The sequence below is a fragment of the Rhizobium sp. NRK18 genome (assembly GCF_024385575.1).
In the GTDB taxonomy this organism is placed as follows: Bacteria; Pseudomonadota; Alphaproteobacteria; order Rhizobiales; family Rhizobiaceae; genus JANFMV01.
Window position 1 is genome coordinate 1,573,684 of sequence record NZ_JANFMV010000001.1, and the last position, 15,894, is coordinate 1,589,577.

Consider the following 15,894-nt stretch of genomic DNA (forward strand, 5'->3'; position numbering starts at 1 on the left):
CAAGCGGGCTGCGCAAGAAAAAGCCCGGAGTGATCCGATCGCTCCGGGCTTCGATATTTGCGAATACCTGAAAGGCTCAGCGTTCGGCCAATGCCGGCTCGCCCTTCTGCTCGCGGATCAGATTGACGAAGCGGCGGAAGAGGTAGTGGCTGTCCTGCGGGCCGGGGGAGGCCTCCGGATGGTGCTGGACCGAGAACACCGGCTTGCCGGTGATGCGCAGGCCGCAATTGGTGCCGTCGAACAGCGAAACGTGAGTCTCCTCAATGCCTTCCGGCAAGGAGTTCGAATCCACCGCGAAGCCGTGGTTCATCGAGACGATCTCGACCTTGCCGGTGGTATAGTCCTTGACCGGATGGTTGGCGCCGTGGTGGCCCTGGTGCATCTTCATCGTCGTGCCGCCGACGGCGAGGCCGAGCATCTGGTGGCCGAGGCAGATGCCGAAGATCGGGATGCCGCTGTCGATCAGTCCCTTGATCGCCGGGACGGCATATTCGCCGGTTGCGGCCGGGTCGCCCGGGCCGTTCGACAGGAAGATGCCGTCCGGCTTGTGGGCAAGTACGTCTTCGGCGGTCGCGGTTGCCGGCAGCACGGTGACCTTGCAGTCAAGGCCGGCGAACAGGCGCAGGATGTTGCGCTTGACGCCGAAATCCATGCAGACGACGTGATAGGCGGCCTTGTCGGCATCCAGTTCGCCGTAGCCTTCATTCCAGACCCAGGGCGTTTGCGTCCAGGCGGACGACTGGCCGGCGGTGGCTTCCTTGGCGAGGTCGAGGCCTTCCAGCCCGCTCCAGGCCTTGGCTTCGGCCTTCAGGGTCTCGATGTCGAAGACGCCGGAGGGATCGTTGGCGATGACGGCGTTCGGCGCGCCGTGTTCGCGGATCCAGGCGGTCAGCGCGCGCGTGTCGATGCCGCACATGCCGATGATGCCGCGGGCCTTCAGCCAGGCGTCGAGATGCTTGGCGGCGCGATAGTTGGACGGTTCGGTGATGTCGGCCTTGAAGATGACGCCGACCGCGCCGCGGCGGGCCGCCGGCGTCAGGTCCTCGATGTCCTCGTCATTGGTGCCGATGTTGCCGATGTGCGGGAAGGTGAAGGTGACGATCTGGCCGAGATAGGAGGGATCCGTGAGGATTTCCTCGTAACCGGTCAGCGCCGTGTTGAAGCAGACTTCCGCCTGCACCTTGCCGGTCGCGCCGATGCCTGTGCCTTCGATCACCGTTCCGTCCGCCAGGACGAGGAGGGCGGTCGGCTTCTTGGGAGTCCATGCTGGGGTCGCGGTCATCACTATCCGTTTCCGGCCCGCCGGCGGACGATCTTGAAAGATCGAGCCGCCCGGGCCATTTATAGCTGCAGCAAAAGGCCCCGAGGGAACTCCCGCGGGACAAAGCCGTTTTTGAATTCTGTGCAGGTGACGGTAAATAGTGAAAGCCCGGCGGGCGGTCAATCGGCACTTGGCATTCTTTGAAGGAAAAATCATCGGACCGGTGTCCAGCGCAACGGAAGCGACAAGTTTGCGATTGATGAATTTCAATCGTTTCAAGGGCTTGTGCTTTTGATTTGATTGTTGCTCGGCCTCTGGTCTATGAGACGGCGAAATAGGGCGAAATGACAGCAGGAACGAACGATGTTTGGCGGGCAGCTCCACGCGGGCGCCGGGCCATCCGTTTCTGCCAGGAGTGAACCAACAATGCGTGAAGAACTATCGAATCAATTGAAGGACGCCTTGAAGGCGAAGGATGCGCCGCGGATTTCCACGATCCGGCTGGTTCAGGCCGCGATCAAGGATCGGGATATCGCCAATCGTGGCGTCGGCAAGGACCCCGTCTCCGACGACGAGATCCTGCAGATCCTCGCCAAGATGATCAAGCAGCGCGAGGAATCCGCCAAGATCTACCAGGAAGCCGGCCGCCAGGAGCTCGCCGACCAGGAACTGGCGGAAATCCAGGTGATCCGGTCCTTCATGCCGCAGCAGCTCTCCGAGGACAGGATCCGCGAAGTCTGCGCTTCCGTCGTGGCCGAAACCGGCGCACAGGGCCTGCGCGACATGGGCAAGTGCATCAGCGCGCTCAAGGAACGCTATGCCGGCCAGATGGATTTCGGCAAGGCGTCGGGTGTCGTCAAGGATATGTTGAAGTAGGCGGCTGCCGCGAAACGCTCAGGGCTCCGGCCTTCAGAAAAAAACAAGGGGCAGGAACGGGGTCGTTCCTGCCCTTTTGTCTTTCCGAGCGCTGCCAGGTTGGCGGGGATGTGCAGCAGCATCGGCAACGACCGGACTGGGGTCTGCGTGTGGGGGTGGGGTAAACCCTGTCCGGTGATGAAGACAGTACGACCCGACCCCGGCCCATTCAAATTAATTATCGGTAATCAGATTACAAATTGGTAAGCCGGAGCGCCACGGTATAAGGAGGGTTCGGCCGGCCTCCAAATTGCTGTTGACTGCCGGCGAATATCGGATGATGGCACTGCCGTATTCATGTAAATTCTCTGTCTGCGAATTTCGGAGCCGCGATGCGCTTTTCCCCTTCCTTCCTTGACGAGATCAGAGATCGGGTGCCGATCTCGAGCGTCATTGGACGTCGGGTGACGTGGGACCGCAAGAAGACCAACCCGTCGCGCGGCGACTACTGGGCCTGCTGCCCATTCCACGGCGAGAAGTCTCCGAGCTTTCACTGCGAGGACAGGAAGGGGCGATACCATTGCTTCGGCTGTGGCGTGTCGGGCGATCATTTCCGCTTCCTGACCGAGCTCGACGGCCTTCCGTTTCCCGAAGCGGTCGAGCAGATCGCCGACATGGCCGGCGTGCCGATGCCGAAGCCCGACATCCAGGCGGAGCGGCGCGAACGCCAACGCGCCACGCTTGAAGACGTCATGGAAATGGCGACGCAGTTCTTCCAGGACCAGCTGCAATCGGCCGCCGGCGCGCGGGCGCGGGCCTATCTGCGCGAACGCGGGCTCTCAGGGCGGACGATCGAGACCTTCCGCCTCGGCTTTGCCCCGGAAAGCCGCAATGCGCTGAAGGAGCATCTCGCCGGCAAGGGCGTGGCGAAGGAACAGATCGAGGCCTGCGGCCTCGTCGTCCATGGCCCGGACATTCCCGTTTCCTACGACCGGTTCCGCGACCGGATCATGTTTCCGATCCTGTCGTCACGCGAAAGGGTGATCGCCTTCGGCGGCCGCGCCATGTCGCCGGATGCGCCGGCAAAATACTTGAACTCGAACGAGACCGAGCTCTTTCACAAGGGCAATGTTCTGTTCAACTTCGCTCGCGCCCGCCGAGCTCTCGGCGGGGCCGAGGGGGCATCCACTGTCATCGCCGTCGAAGGCTACATGGACGTGATCGCCCTCCACCAGGCGGGCATCGAGAACGCCGTTGCGCCGCTCGGCACGGCGCTTACCGAGAACCAGCTGGAACTTCTGTGGCGGATGACGCCCGAGCCGATGCTCTGCTTCGACGGCGACGGCGCCGGCAATCGCGCAGCCAACCGTGCCGCCGACTTGGCACTGCCGCACATCAAGCCCGGCCGTTCCGTGCGCTTCATCCTGTTGCCGGACGGCAAGGATCCTGATGATCTCGTGCGTGACGACGGTCGCGCCGCTTTCGACCGGATGGCCGCGCAATCGCTGCCATTGTCGGAAATGCTGTGGAACCGCGAAGTGCAGGCGGGGCAATACGACACGCCAGAAAAGCGGGCCGAGCTGGAGGCGCGGCTTCGCCAGATCACCGCGGTCATTGCCGACGAGAATGTCCGCCGGCACTACCAGCAGGACATGCGCGACCGGCTGAACGCCTTCTTCCGTCCGCAATTTGCCTCTTCCGGCGGCGGCGACCGCCGCAATGCCGGCCCGCGCCGCGGCGGGGGCAGGGGGATGCCGCCGGTCAAGTCCACGCTCGCCTCCCAGAGCCTGTCGGGCTCGGGCATGGTCAAGGGCCATCATTCGCAACCGGCACTGCGCGAAAGCGTTCTGGCGCTGACGATTGCCAATCATCCGGGCCTGCTTCTGTCGGAATATGACGAGGTGTCGACCATTCTCTACGAGAACCGCGAGCTGCAGCGCCTGTGGCCGGTACTCCTTGGTACGGCGGCGGCGCTCGGGCCCAAGCTTTCGCGCGAACTGTTGATGGAGGAGCTCGAGCGGCAAGGCTTTGCCTCGCTGATCGCCAGCCTCGAGCAGCAGGTGCGCAATGCCCGGCTGTGGACGGCGACGGCGGAAGCGGCGGAAGAAGATGCCCGCGACGGCTACCTGCAGACGATCGCTCTGCACAAGCGGACGAAGGCCCTTTCACGGCAGAAGGTGGAGCTGGAACGCGAGATCGCCGAGGCGACGGAGGCGGGTGACGAAAACCGCATGATGCAGCTGATGCTGGCGCTTCAGGAGGTCCATCAGGAAGGCTTGCGGCTGGAAAACCAGGAGGCGATCATCGAGGGGTTCGGGGTCATGTCCGGTCGCGTCAAGGGCGTTGCGGGCAAGAAATAGAGCGTCGACGGCGGTGCCGGATATGCGGCCTTATGCAATCGCCGAGAGCGGGTCCGGATGGCGGGCATTGACGCAAGGTTTCGGGGGCCAAGATTGCGTGATCGCCTCTGCACTTGTCTTTGCATCCGGCGCTCCTACATTAGGGTCCAGATGGATGGTGAAGGTCCGGACCCCGGTTGTTAAAGGTTTTTTCCGTAAATTCGATGCTTTTTTGCGCTCGAAGCTTGACGGACGAAAAAATTGTGGGAATCACCATCTCTAAAGGTTTGGTGAACGGTATCGGGCGGATCAGGTAACCATGACTGGCAACAAGCGGTCGCAAATGTCGACCGGTGGGCAGACGTCCGAGAGTGTGGTTAATCTGGCATTAAATGTCGTTCCATTAGCTGGCGAAAGGCGATTCGTTCGCATGACCTCCGTATCGTGATCGATCCGGCAGGCGCGGGCGACGTTTACCGTCTGGGCAATTGAAAGCGTCAACGAAAGCGACAAGGCAATATGGCAACCAAGGTCAAAGAAAACGAAGAAGCCGAATCGGAACGCGATAGCTCGCAGGATGGTCCGCTTCTCGATCTTTCCGCCGACGCGGTCAAGAAGATGATCAAGGCCGCCAAGAAGCGCGGCTATGTGACGATGGACGAGCTCAATGCCGTCCTGCCGTCCGAGGAAGTCACGTCCGAGCAGATCGAAGACACCATGGCGATGCTGTCCGACATGGGCATCAACGTCATCGAGGACGAAGACGAGGTCGACGAGAACGCCAATCAGAATTCCGACGACAGCGACGACGACGAGAACGAAGGCGGCGCTCTGGCCGCGCCGTCGAGCGGCGCGCTGACGACGGCCAAGAAGAAGGAACCGACTGACCGTACCGACGATCCGGTGCGCATGTATCTGCGCGAAATGGGATCCGTCGAACTGCTGTCGCGCGAAGGCGAAATCGCCATTGCGAAGCGCATCGAGGCCGGCCGCGAAACCATGATCGGCGGTCTCTGCGAGAGCCCGCTGACCTTCCAGGCCCTGATCATCTGGCGTGACGAGCTGAACGAAGGCACGACGCTGCTGCGCGAAATCATCGACCTCGAAACGACCTATTCCGGTCCCGAGGCGAAGGCCGCGCCGCAGTTCCAGAGCCCGGAAAAGATCGAAGCCGACCGCAAGGCGGCCGAAGAGAAGGAAAACACGCGCCGGGCGCGGGCTTCTTCCTCCGGTGACGACGACATCACCAATGTCGGCGGCGAGATGGGCCAGCCGGAAGAGGAAGAGGAAGACGAGGACGAGAGCAACCTGTCGCTGGCGGCCATGGAAGCCGAACTGCGTCCGCAGGTGATGATGACGCTCGACCATATCGCCGACACCTACAAGAAGCTGCGCAAGTTGCAGGACCAGCAGGTGGAGGCCCGTCTGGCCGCCACCGGCACGCTGTCGTCCGCCCAGGAGCGTCGCTACAAGGAACTGAAGGACGAGCTGATCACGGCGGTCAAGTCGCTGTCGCTCAACCAGAACCGCATCGACCTCCTGGTCGAGCAGCTCTACGACATCAACAAGCGTCTCGTGCAGAACGAGGGCCGTCTCCTGCGTCTCGCCGAAAGCTACGGCGTCAAGCGTGACTCGTTCCTCGAGCAGTATCAGGGCGCCGAACTCGATCCGAACTGGATGAAGTCGATCGCCAACCTTGCCGCCAAGGGCTGGAAGGATTTCGCCCGCGAGGAAAACCAGGCGATCCGCGACATCCGCGGCGAGATCCAGAATCTGGCGACCGAGACGGGTATTTCGGTCACGGAATTCCGTCGCATCGTGCACATGGTGCAGAAGGGCGAGCGCGAAGCCCGCATCGCCAAGAAGGAAATGGTCGAGGCCAACCTGCGTCTCGTCATCTCGATCGCCAAGAAGTACACGAACCGCGGCCTGCAGTTCCTCGATCTCATTCAGGAAGGCAATATCGGCCTGATGAAGGCGGTCGACAAGTTCGAATACCGCCGCGGCTACAAGTTCTCGACCTATGCGACGTGGTGGATCCGTCAGGCGATCACCCGGTCGATCGCCGACCAGGCCCGCACGATCCGTATTCCGGTGCACATGATCGAAACGATCAACAAGATCGTCCGCACCTCGCGCCAGATGCTGCACGAAATCGGCCGCGAGCCGACGCCGGAAGAACTGGCCGAGAAGCTCGCCATGCCGCTCGAAAAGGTCCGCAAGGTCCTGAAGATCGCCAAGGAGCCGATCTCGCTGGAAACGCCGGTTGGTGACGAAGAGGATTCGCATCTCGGCGATTTCATCGAGGACAAGAATGCGCTGCTGCCGATCGACGCCGCCATCCAGGCGAACCTGCGTGAGACGACGACCCGCGTTCTGGCATCGCTCACCCCGCGCGAAGAACGCGTGCTGCGCATGCGCTTCGGCATCGGCATGAACACCGACCATACGCTCGAAGAAGTGGGCCAGCAGTTCTCGGTTACCCGCGAACGCATCCGTCAGATCGAGGCAAAGGCGCTGCGCAAGCTCAAGCACCCGAGCCGCTCGCGCAAGCTGCGCTCGTTCCTGGACAGCTAAGCGCTCCGCATCGGATATCGATCAAAGACCCGGCGTGTTCTGCACGCCGGGTTTTTTGTTATTGAAACACGTCTGACGCGATTGAAGCCGCTAAGGTGTCTCGCGTGCTTCCCGCCGTCCAATTTTCAGCAGGGCACGGAACAAGTCTTGATCCCCGGAGTTATGCCAGCGAAGAGCCAGTCCTGCTGTCTCTTTCGCCGAAGGCACAAAGCGGCGCAACTTTTCAATCGAGAAAGCCGCGATGAAGCCTCAACTGCTGCAGGACAAGCCATCGGGTGAGGCGGGTCGAACCCGGACCGCTCCGGCATGAGACATCTTCTTGAAATTCATATTCTCAGATTCCTCGTCACAATTTCGGGCGGTCATCACTCATGAATGCTGAAGCTGGAAAATACGTCATCGAAGCCGGTCACTGGACCGAACTGGGTGCAGTCTGGGATGGGGAAGGGGTCAATTTCGCGCTGTTTTCGGCGCATGCGGAGCGTGTCGAGGTCTGCCTGTTCGACACCAGCGGGCAGGTCGAGGTCGCAAGGCTGACGCTGCCGGAATACACCAACGAGATCTGGCACGGCTATGTGCCGGGGCTGGCGCCGGGGACCATCTACGGTTTCCGCGTGCACGGTCCCTTCGACCCGATGGCCGGCCACCGGTTCAATGCGAACAAGCTTCTTCTCGACCCTTACGCCCGCGAGATCGTCGGCGACGTCAAGTGGTCGGAAGAGGTCTTCGGATACCGCTTCGGCGACGAGGCTGGCGACCTGTCCTTCAACGACCTCGACAGTGCCGCTTTCGTGCCCAGGGCGCGGGTCTGTGCGCCGCTGTCGGAGGGGGGCGAGGGCCGCCCGCATCGCCGGCCGGTGCTGTGGCCGCTGACCATCATCTACGAGGCGCATGTGAAAGGCTTTACGGCGCTCAAGGGCGATGTGCCCGAGCGGGAGCGCGGCAAGTTCCTCGGCATGGCGCACCCGAATGTCGTCGACTACATCAAGAGCCTCGGCGTGACGGCGGTCGAGCTTTTGCCCGTCCATGCCTTCACCGATGACGGCCATCTCCTCGATCGCGGCCTTACCAATTACTGGGGCTACAGCACGATGGGCTTCTTCGCCCCGGCAAACCGCTATGTCGTCGAGAACGGCCGGCGCGAGTTTCGCGACATGGTGCGCGCCTTCCATGACGCCGGCATCGAGGTCATCCTCGACGTGGTCTACAACCACACCAACGAGGGCAACGAAATGGGCCCGACGTTGTCGTTCAAGGGGATCGACAACTTCTCCTATTACCGCACGATGCCGGACGAGGCGCGCTACTACATCAACGACACCGGCACCGGCAACACGGTCAACACCTCCCATCCGCGCGTCATCCGCATGATCACGGATTCCATGCGGTACTGGGCAAGCGAGATGGAAGTCGACGGCTTCCGCTTCGATCTGGGGTCGATCCTCGGACGGGAACCGGAGGGCTTCGACCGCCGCGGCGGCTTCTTCGATGCGGTGATGCAGGACCCGGTCCTGTCGGCGATGAAGCTGATCGGCGAACCATGGGATCTCGGCCCCGGCGGTTATCAGCTCGGTGGATTTCCGCCGGGTTGGGCGGAATGGAACGACCAGTACCGCGATGGCGTGCGGCAGTTCTGGCGCAACGACGAAGGCGCCGCCTCGGATATCGCCGCCCGCATTCTCGGGTCTGGCGACATCTACGATCACAGCGGCCGCCGGCCCTGGGCGAGCGTCAATTTCGTGACGGCGCATGACGGCTATACGCTGCATGATTTGTTGAGCTACGAGGGCAAGCATAACGAGGCCAATGGCGAGGATAATCGCGACGGCCACGACAACAATCACAGCTGCAACTATGGCGCCGAGGGACCGACCGACGATCCCGGCATCAACGACATCCGTCTTCGCCAGGCGAAGAACTTTCTGGCGACGCTCTTGTTTTCGCACGGCACGCCGATGATCCTCGCCGGAGACGAGTTCGGGCGCACGCAGCGTGGCAACAATAACGGCTTCTGCCAGGACAACGACATCACCTGGCTCGACTGGGAGAAGATCGACGACGCCGGTCACGATCTGACACGCTTCACCCGCCGCCTCATCGAGATGAGAAAGCAGCAGCCGCTCCTGCACCGCCGCAACTGGCGCGACGGCATGGCCATCAACTGGTTCGACGCGGATGGCGGCGACAAGTCGGCGGAGTCCTGGGCGGCTTCAAACTGTTTCCAGCTGCATCTGGCGAGCGCGAAGAAGTACCAGAGCCGCAATGCCTGGAATGAGGCGCTGATCTTCTGCAATCCCTCGGCGGAGGATGTCACGTTCCGGATGCCGGGGCGTCTCGAGGATCATCGCTGGTCGCTGGCGCTCTCCACCGACGCAACGGAGCCTGAGGCCTCGAACTACGAGCCGGGCAGCGAATTCCAGATGAAATCCCGCTCGATCGCGATCTTTCGCAAGGCGTAGAAGCCGGTGGTCGCAGCGACAGGCGCAAATGACCGGAGGAGGTCTGGCGCAACGTTTATTGGAGGAGAAACGATGAAAGACGTATTGTGTGACATTCTGCCGGATTGCGACGGCTGGACCTATGAACTCGCAGGGCGCACCTCTCCACGGTTCCATACCTACGATCTTGCGTTCGCCGCGGCGGTGACTGCGGCACGCGATCGGGCGGCGCGGGTGAAGTTCAAGGGTATCGTCATCCGTCGCCAGGATCTTCAGGGTCAGATGCGCGAAGTTCTGAAAGAGGTCCGCGCCGCCGCACTCGTCCCCCAGCATTGATGTTGGCTGAAAGAGGACTTTCAGATCTGACGCGGAGTGAGGAATGAGGAGAGCAGCGTCGTCGCTCGACAGTCCGCAGGCACTGCTATAACGTCGGCTGGCCGCTCATTTGTCAGGCGGCCATTCTTTCTTTGTCACCATCCAGAGACATTGTCCGCGCAATGCCCCTCAGCGTCTTCGCCGTCGTCCTCTTCGCCGCTCTTCTGCACGCCTCTTGGAACGCGATCGTCAAGGGTGGCGGCAACAAGGTGCTGACCGCTGTTCTCGTTTCCGCGTTCTCCTCGGTTCTGGCGATGGTCTTGCTGCCGTTCCTGCCGCAGCCGGCGCGGGAAAGCTGGCCGTTCATCGTCGCCTCCACCTGCTGCCAGGTGGTCTATTACATGATGGTGGCGCGCACCTATCATGTGGCCGACATGAGCCAGGCCTATCCGCTGATGCGCGGCACGGCGCCGCTGATCGTGGCGCTGGTTTCGGCCTTTTTCGTTGCCGAGAAACTGGTGCCGCTGGAATGGGTCGGCATCGCCGTCATCTGCTGCGGCATCCTGACGATGGCGCTGAATTCGCGCGGCAATGCGCAAGGGGCGGCGCTGGCGCTGATGAATGCCTGCGTGATCGCCACCTACACGCTGATCGACGGCATGGGCGTGCGGCTCTCGGGCGCGCCGGCGGCCTACACGCTCTGGGTCTTCCTGCTGACGGGCATTCCGCTGACGCTCTGGGCGGTTCTCGCCTACAAGGCGATGTTCTTCGACTATCTGAAGCGCAACTGGCTTGGCGGCCTCGTCGGCGGCATCGGCACATCGACCTCCTACGGCCTTGCGCTCTGGGCGATGACGATCGCGCCGGTCGCCGTCGTTGCCGCGCTGCGCGAAACCTCCATCCTGTTCGGCGCCCTGATCTCCTATTTCGTCCTGCACGAAAAGGTCGGCCGCGCCCGCATCGCAGCCGCCTGTGTCATCGCCGCCGGCGTCATGGTGCTGAAAGCGGCGTGAGGGGCGGTTCTTTCTTCTGTTACTGCCTTGATTGGGCCCCATTGCGACCCACATCAATCTGACCATGAGCGAATTGACGGCCGACATCGAGGATCACCAGTTGCAGCGCCGTCGGCGTCGGCAGGTGACCGCCGGTGCCGTCGTGTCGGTGGCGCTGCACCTAGCCCTGCTGGCGGTCTTCCTCTTCGGCCTGCCGGAGTTCCCCGAAAAGCAGGAGGAGCACCAACAGGCCGTGCAGGTGGCCCTTGTGCCGCCGCCGGAAAAGACGCCGGCGCCGCCGAAGGCTGAGGAAAAGCCCGAGGAACAGACCACGCCGCCGAAACCTGCACCGAAGCCGCAGACGCCGCCGCCCGGCCAACCGAAGCAGGCAACGCGCATTCCGATCCCCGTTCTCAATCCCGCCTATCGCTTCGGAGACAAGGATGCCGGCCCGAAGAAGGCGTTCGACGGCGATGCAGCGCGCAAGCTCGAAACGGCCGATGCCAAGCCGGAGGACAAGCCGCAGGAGACGGCCGGCGGCAAGCCGGCACCATCGGAGGCCGAAAAGAAGGCTGCGGACCCCAAGCCGAAGCCGTTGCCGCAAACCCTGACGGCGGCAAAGTCCGGTGCGGATGCGAAATCCACGGAAGAGGCGGTCGCCGCGCTTGTGCCGCCGGCGGAAGACGAGAAGAAGGCCGACGCGGCCAAGGGCGAGGCAAAGCCGGACGAAAAGGCGGAGGATGCCGCCAAGCTCGAGGATGCCCCGGATCTGAAGCGGGCGGGCAAGCTCTACTCGAATTCGGACACCACCGCCGAGGAGGCGATGATTGCCGCCAACGGCATTGCGCCATCGGAGCGCGCGAGCCGCCTCTGCGTGACGGAGCTGCGCGAGCAGCTGCGCCACGGCGATCCCTCCTACCAGCCCGAACTCTTGCCGGCCTACAATCTGCCGAGCGGCACCGTGCTGGCTGTCCGCAAGGCGGCTTTCCGGGCCGAAGGGCAATGGTTCGACCTGTCCTTCCGCTGCGAGGTCGACAAGGACGCCACCCGCGTCGTCTCCTTCGCCTACGCCGTCGGCGACCCCGTGCCGAGGGCTAAGTGGAAGGAGAGGGGTTTCCCGGCGTTTTGAAGGCCTACTGCTGCCTCACCTTGCAGGTGAAGTCGTTGCCTTGCGGCCAGGTCACCATCGCCTCGTCGCCCTTGATCCAGAACTGCAGGCCGAAGTCGCCTTCGTAGCGGGCGCCGGAGGCGGAGATGGCCTGCAGGGCGATTTCGGTGGTATCGCCCCGTTCCAGCCGGACGGACTGGGGATCGGTGTCGAAGAAGGTGGCGACGACCTCGTCGGCGGGGTTGCCGTTGCAGGTGTAGAACACCGGTGCGTGGCCCTTGATCAGCACGTAGCGCGCCTGCAGCTCGGCGATCCGATTGCGGTAGGCGTCCATCGTGCACTGGCGCTTGTCGTCCGCCTTCCAGCAGTCGTCGCGGCCCTTGATCCAGCCGCGCTGATAGGCCTTCATCTCGCTCAGCGCCGATCCGTGGTTCGGCATTTTTTGGACCACGTCGACCGCCTTCCTGAAGGTATCCTGCAGCTTGCGGTCGAGCGCCGCCAGGCCGCCGTCGCCACAGATCAGCGTCTCGATCTCGTGGCTCGCCTTGGTGCAGTCGAAGCTCGGCGAGGCGGCATTGGCGGCCGGAGCCGAAATTGGCCACAGGCATGTCACCGTTAGGAGACCTGCTGCAGCGACGCTTGCCGTCTTCGCCAGGCTGTTCATCGTTCTCTCCCTATTGCGCCAGGTATGTCTCGAGCGCGTCGACGATCATCTGGTGGTCTTCGGCCTGCGCCAGGCCGGAAACGGTAATCGCCGCCACCACGCCGACGCCTTCGACGCGGACCGGAAAGCTGCCGCCATGGGTGGCGTATTCCATCAGGTCGATGCCGATGTCGGGTCCGGGCGTGCGTCCCTTCCGGCGCATGCCTTCGCCGACGGCGAAGGAGGCGCGGTGGAAGCGCAGCGTCGTGTTCGACTTGCGTCGTGCCCACTCGTCATTGTCGGGGGCGGAACCGGGAAGGGCGGCGTGAAAGAGGGTGCGGTTGGGCGTGCGGATGTCGATGACGACCGGCGCATACTGCGCCTGCGCCGCCTGAATGATCGCCAGCCCGACCTGCAGCGCAGTCGATTCGTTGAAGGTGGCAAAGACCAGCGCCTTTTCCTGTGCGGCCAGCGTTTCCAAGAGGTCTTCCGTGTCGGCCATGAATGTCTCCTCGTTTTCTCCGGATGTTACCTGCAGGCGTGCCAACGGGAAAGGGGCACGGCGCGCGACCTTGCAATCGGGATCGCTTCGCGCCAAGTCTCCGTCAGGTGACGACAGGAGGCCCTCATGCCGCAGACCATGCTTTCGCTTTCGACCCGTGGCGCCGGGCTCTACGAGTTCACGCGCGAGGCCGAGGCCTTCGTGCGCGCCAATGCGGCGGGCGAGGGGCTGTTGACCGTGTTCGTCCGCCACACCTCCTGTTCGCTTCTCATCCAGGAAAATGCCGATCCGGACGTCCAACGTGATCTGAGCGAGTTCTTCCGCCGGCTGGTGCCCGCATCCGACGATCCGTCGATGCGCTGGATCGTCCACACCATGGAGGGGCCGGACGACATGCCGGCGCACATCAAGGCGGCGCTGACCCAGACCTCGATCGGCATTCCGGTCACCGATGGCCGGCTGGCGCTCGGGACCTGGCAGGGGCTCTATCTCTTCGAGCACCGCGCCCGCCCGCACAGCCGCCAGATCGTGCTGCATCTGTCCGCCTGACATCTTTTTCGCTTCGTGAACGGCAGATGAATATCCGGTTCCGGATCGGTTCAGATTGGCTGGACTAATCTCCACTCAATCCCTTCGAAAGGGGGAGTGCAACAGGATCAGCCAACGTCACGAACGGACGTTTTTCGGAGAGAGACCATGACCAACTTTATCGCAAAGGCAGGCATTGCAGCTTTGGTTTCCATCGCAGCCGTTACCGGCATCGCGTCCACCGCTTCCGCCCGTGACACGGGCTACGGTTTCGGTATCTACATTGACAGCCCCGGCTATCACGATGGTTACCGTGACGGCGACGGTCGCTGGGGCGGCCGCGGCGACGGCCGCTGGGGCGATGACGGTCGCGATTATGGCCGCGACTTCGGCCGCCGTCCTGCCTGCCGCCCGTGGCAGGCCGTCGACAAGGCCGAACGCTTCGGTGTCCGCAATGCCCATGTCGTCGACATGAGCCGCCGCGCCGTCGTCGTCGATGGCCGCCGGCATCACCGTCCGGTGCGGATCGTGTTTGCGAACGTGCCCGGCTGCCCGGTCATCCGCTAACTCACCAGACATCGCATTCTCCAGCCACCTACTTCCCGTCCAGGGGCCGGAGTCTTTAAGCCGCCCTTTGTCTTCCCGCAAAGGGCGGCTTTCTGCGTCTTGTCGCCTGCGAGAGATGCTTCCAGGCCAGTTTCGAAATGCGGCGTTTGCACGGCCGAGATCGTGGCTTTTTCATGAATGGCGGATGAACGGCCGGTTCCGTTTTGGTTCAGGCGGGGGGCGATATCGTCAGGTCAATCACTTGGGACGAGTGATTGAGGAGAGCAGTCTTCGAAACCCAACGTCAACTCAAGGAGAGAGACCATGACCAACTTCATCGCCAAGGCAGGTATTGCCCTTCTGATCTCGCTCGGCGCCATTGCCGGCACCACCTCGACCGCCGCCGCACGCGGCCCGGATGTCGGCTTCGGCATCTATTTCGGTACGCCCGGCCATCACTACTACAGTGGCCACCGTCATCATGACCGCCGTGGTTGCTTCCCCGGCCAGGCGCTGCGCAAGGCCGAACGTCACGGCGTCCGCCATGCCCGCATCGTGCGCGCCGACCATCGTCGCGTCGTCGTCAAGGGCCGCCATCACCGCCATCACGTGCGGATGGTCTTCGCGAATGTCCGCGGTTGCCCGCTGATCGGTCGCTAAGGCCGAACCGTCTCTCAAGGCGGACACAAAAAACCGCCCTCCGCAGATCTGCGGAGGGCGGTTTTCATGTTTGGTCTCTTTTCTGACGACTACTGTTCGAGCGCGAAGGTCACGTTGACCGAGACCGAATAGCTGTTTTCGCCGGCTGCGACCGGGACGCTGGCATCGGCCATTTCCTTGGCCATCGACATGCGGACCATGGGCTGGGGCATCGGCGCGGCGGAAGCCTCGCTGATTTCGACGATGCGGCCGAGCTTGACGCCGGCAGCTTCCGACAGCGTCTTGGCCTTGGCGATCGCGTTCTTGACCGCATCCGTGCGGGCAGCGTCGAGCAGGGCGTCCGGCTTGTCGTTGGCAAAGCGGATGCCGCCGCCCTGATTGACGCCCAGCGTGACGGATTCGTCGAGAACGGCGCCGAGCTTCGTCAGATCGCGGATGCGAACAGTCAGGCTGTTGGTGACCTGGTAGCCGGTGAGCTTCGGCGCCGAACCGTCATTCTTGGAATAGTCGTATTTCGGCTGGATCGACAGGCCGGAGGTCTGCAGGTCCTTGTCGGCGATGCCGTCCTTCTTCAGCGCCGCGAGAACGTCGCTCATCGCCTTGTTGTTGGCATCGAGCGCCTCGCGCGCCGTATCCGCTTCGCGCAGGACGGCGAGGTCGACGATCGCCATGTCGGGTGCTGTCGCGGCCTCGCCGGTGCCGCTGACGGAGAGCAGAGCCTCCTTCGGACCGGGATCGGCGGCGAAGGCGGAGGACGAGATGGCAAGGCCTGCGGCGCCAAGGGCGGCAAAGAACGTGCGGCGGGCAAGAATGGAACTCAAGATCAATCCTCCTGTTGCATGAGCGGCTTTCAGCAACCGCTCATAAGCTTCTGCATGGCGATTGTGAAGCGATTGCGGCAACCGCTTGCCGGGCGCGGCATTATCGGCTAGAGCGAAACCCGCACGGGCGGAACCATTGCTCCCCGCGCATCGCGCGCCTGCCGCGCCGGGCCTGTAGCTCAATGGTTAGAGCCGGCGGCTCATAACCGCTTGGTTGGGGGTTCGAGTCCCTCCGGGCCCACCAAATATCTTTAACATCAATCATTTAATATGCGGTTAGCCGGAAGGTTAGCCGATTCTAGGCGCTCA

The 15,894-nt window shown here is 62.9% G+C and carries 14 protein-coding genes and 1 tRNA gene; 11 read left to right on the forward strand and 4 right to left on the reverse strand.

Annotated features, from left to right (window positions below; translation table 11 throughout):
* Positions 1 to 76: 76 nt before the first annotated feature.
* Positions 77 to 1,282 (reverse strand): glutamine-hydrolyzing carbamoyl-phosphate synthase small subunit, encoded by a 1,206-nt coding sequence (carA, locus tag NN662_RS07245; protein ID WP_261929623.1) that lies wholly within the window; start codon positions 1,280 to 1,282, stop codon positions 77 to 79.
* A gap of 405 nt (positions 1,283 to 1,687) precedes the next feature.
* Here carA and NN662_RS07250 point away from each other — a divergent pair, with 405 nt between their 5' ends.
* The 7 genes from NN662_RS07250 (at position 1,688) to NN662_RS07280 (ending at position 11,906) form a co-directional block, all read left to right on the forward strand.
* Positions 1,688 to 2,137, forward strand: coding sequence for a GatB/YqeY domain-containing protein (locus NN662_RS07250; protein ID WP_261929624.1), 450 nt, complete (start codon positions 1,688 to 1,690; stop codon positions 2,135 to 2,137).
* 371 nt (positions 2,138 to 2,508) lie between these two features.
* Positions 2,509 to 4,476 carry a DNA primase gene (gene dnaG, locus NN662_RS07255; protein WP_261929625.1) on the forward strand — a complete coding sequence of 656 codons (1,968 nt, stop codon included), beginning with the start codon at positions 2,509 to 2,511 and terminating at the stop codon, positions 4,474 to 4,476.
* 498 nt (positions 4,477 to 4,974) lie between these two features.
* Positions 4,975 to 7,032 (forward strand): RNA polymerase sigma factor RpoD, encoded by a 2,058-nt coding sequence (rpoD, locus tag NN662_RS07260; protein WP_261929626.1) that lies wholly within the window; start codon positions 4,975 to 4,977, stop codon positions 7,030 to 7,032.
* 371 nt (positions 7,033 to 7,403) lie between these two features.
* On the forward strand, positions 7,404 to 9,491 hold the full coding sequence (gene glgX / locus NN662_RS07265) for a glycogen debranching protein GlgX (protein WP_261929627.1): 2,088 nt from the start codon (positions 7,404 to 7,406) through the stop codon (positions 9,489 to 9,491).
* A gap of 72 nt (positions 9,492 to 9,563) precedes the next feature.
* Positions 9,564 to 9,806, forward strand: a complete 243-nt coding sequence (locus tag NN662_RS07270; protein WP_261929628.1) for a hypothetical protein — start codon at positions 9,564 to 9,566, stop codon at positions 9,804 to 9,806.
* Positions 9,807 to 9,967: 161 nt separating this feature from the next.
* Positions 9,968 to 10,798, forward strand: a complete 831-nt coding sequence (locus NN662_RS07275) for a DMT family transporter (RefSeq protein WP_261929629.1) — start codon at positions 9,968 to 9,970, stop codon at positions 10,796 to 10,798.
* A 64-nt stretch (positions 10,799 to 10,862) separates the two neighbouring features.
* Complete coding sequence (locus NN662_RS07280) at positions 10,863 to 11,906, forward strand: DUF930 domain-containing protein (RefSeq protein ID WP_261929630.1); 1,044 nt, start codon at positions 10,863 to 10,865, stop codon at positions 11,904 to 11,906.
* 4 nt (positions 11,907 to 11,910) lie between these two features.
* Here NN662_RS07280 and NN662_RS07285 read toward each other — a convergent pair whose 3' ends face one another.
* Together NN662_RS07285 and NN662_RS07290 are read right to left on the reverse strand one after the other, a co-directional pair.
* A complete protein-coding gene (locus NN662_RS07285) occupies positions 11,911 to 12,549 on the reverse strand; it encodes an MliC family protein (RefSeq protein WP_261929631.1) in 639 nt (212 codons plus the stop codon).
* 10 nt (positions 12,550 to 12,559) lie between these two features.
* Entirely contained in the window at positions 12,560 to 13,030 is a 471-nt protein-coding gene (locus NN662_RS07290; protein ID WP_261929632.1) for a heme-degrading domain-containing protein, read from the reverse strand.
* Between the two features lie 126 nt (positions 13,031 to 13,156).
* Here NN662_RS07290 and NN662_RS07295 point away from each other — a divergent pair, with 126 nt between their 5' ends.
* The 3 genes from NN662_RS07295 to NN662_RS07305 all read left to right on the forward strand — a co-directional run bounded on the left by NN662_RS07295 (position 13,157) and on the right by NN662_RS07305 (position 14,764).
* Positions 13,157 to 13,579 carry a secondary thiamine-phosphate synthase enzyme YjbQ gene (locus NN662_RS07295; RefSeq protein ID WP_261929633.1) on the forward strand — a complete coding sequence of 141 codons (423 nt, stop codon included), beginning with the start codon at positions 13,157 to 13,159 and terminating at the stop codon, positions 13,577 to 13,579.
* Positions 13,580 to 13,726: 147 nt separating this feature from the next.
* Positions 13,727 to 14,125, forward strand: a complete 399-nt coding sequence (locus NN662_RS07300) for a hypothetical protein (RefSeq protein WP_261929634.1) — start codon at positions 13,727 to 13,729, stop codon at positions 14,123 to 14,125.
* A gap of 303 nt (positions 14,126 to 14,428) precedes the next feature.
* Positions 14,429 to 14,764, forward strand: coding sequence for a hypothetical protein (locus NN662_RS07305; protein ID WP_261929635.1), 336 nt, complete (start codon positions 14,429 to 14,431; stop codon positions 14,762 to 14,764).
* 89 nt (positions 14,765 to 14,853) lie between these two features.
* Here the strand turns inward: NN662_RS07305 and NN662_RS07310 are convergent, their stop codons facing one another.
* Positions 14,854 to 15,585 carry an SIMPL domain-containing protein gene (locus NN662_RS07310; protein ID WP_410010913.1) on the reverse strand — a complete coding sequence of 244 codons (732 nt, stop codon included), beginning with the start codon at positions 15,583 to 15,585 and terminating at the stop codon, positions 14,854 to 14,856.
* 168 nt (positions 15,586 to 15,753) lie between these two features.
* On the opposite strand from NN662_RS07310, the gene NN662_RS07315 reads away from it, so the two are divergent.
* Positions 15,754 to 15,829 (forward strand) — tRNA-Ile (locus NN662_RS07315).
* Positions 15,830 to 15,894 lie beyond the last annotated feature (65 nt).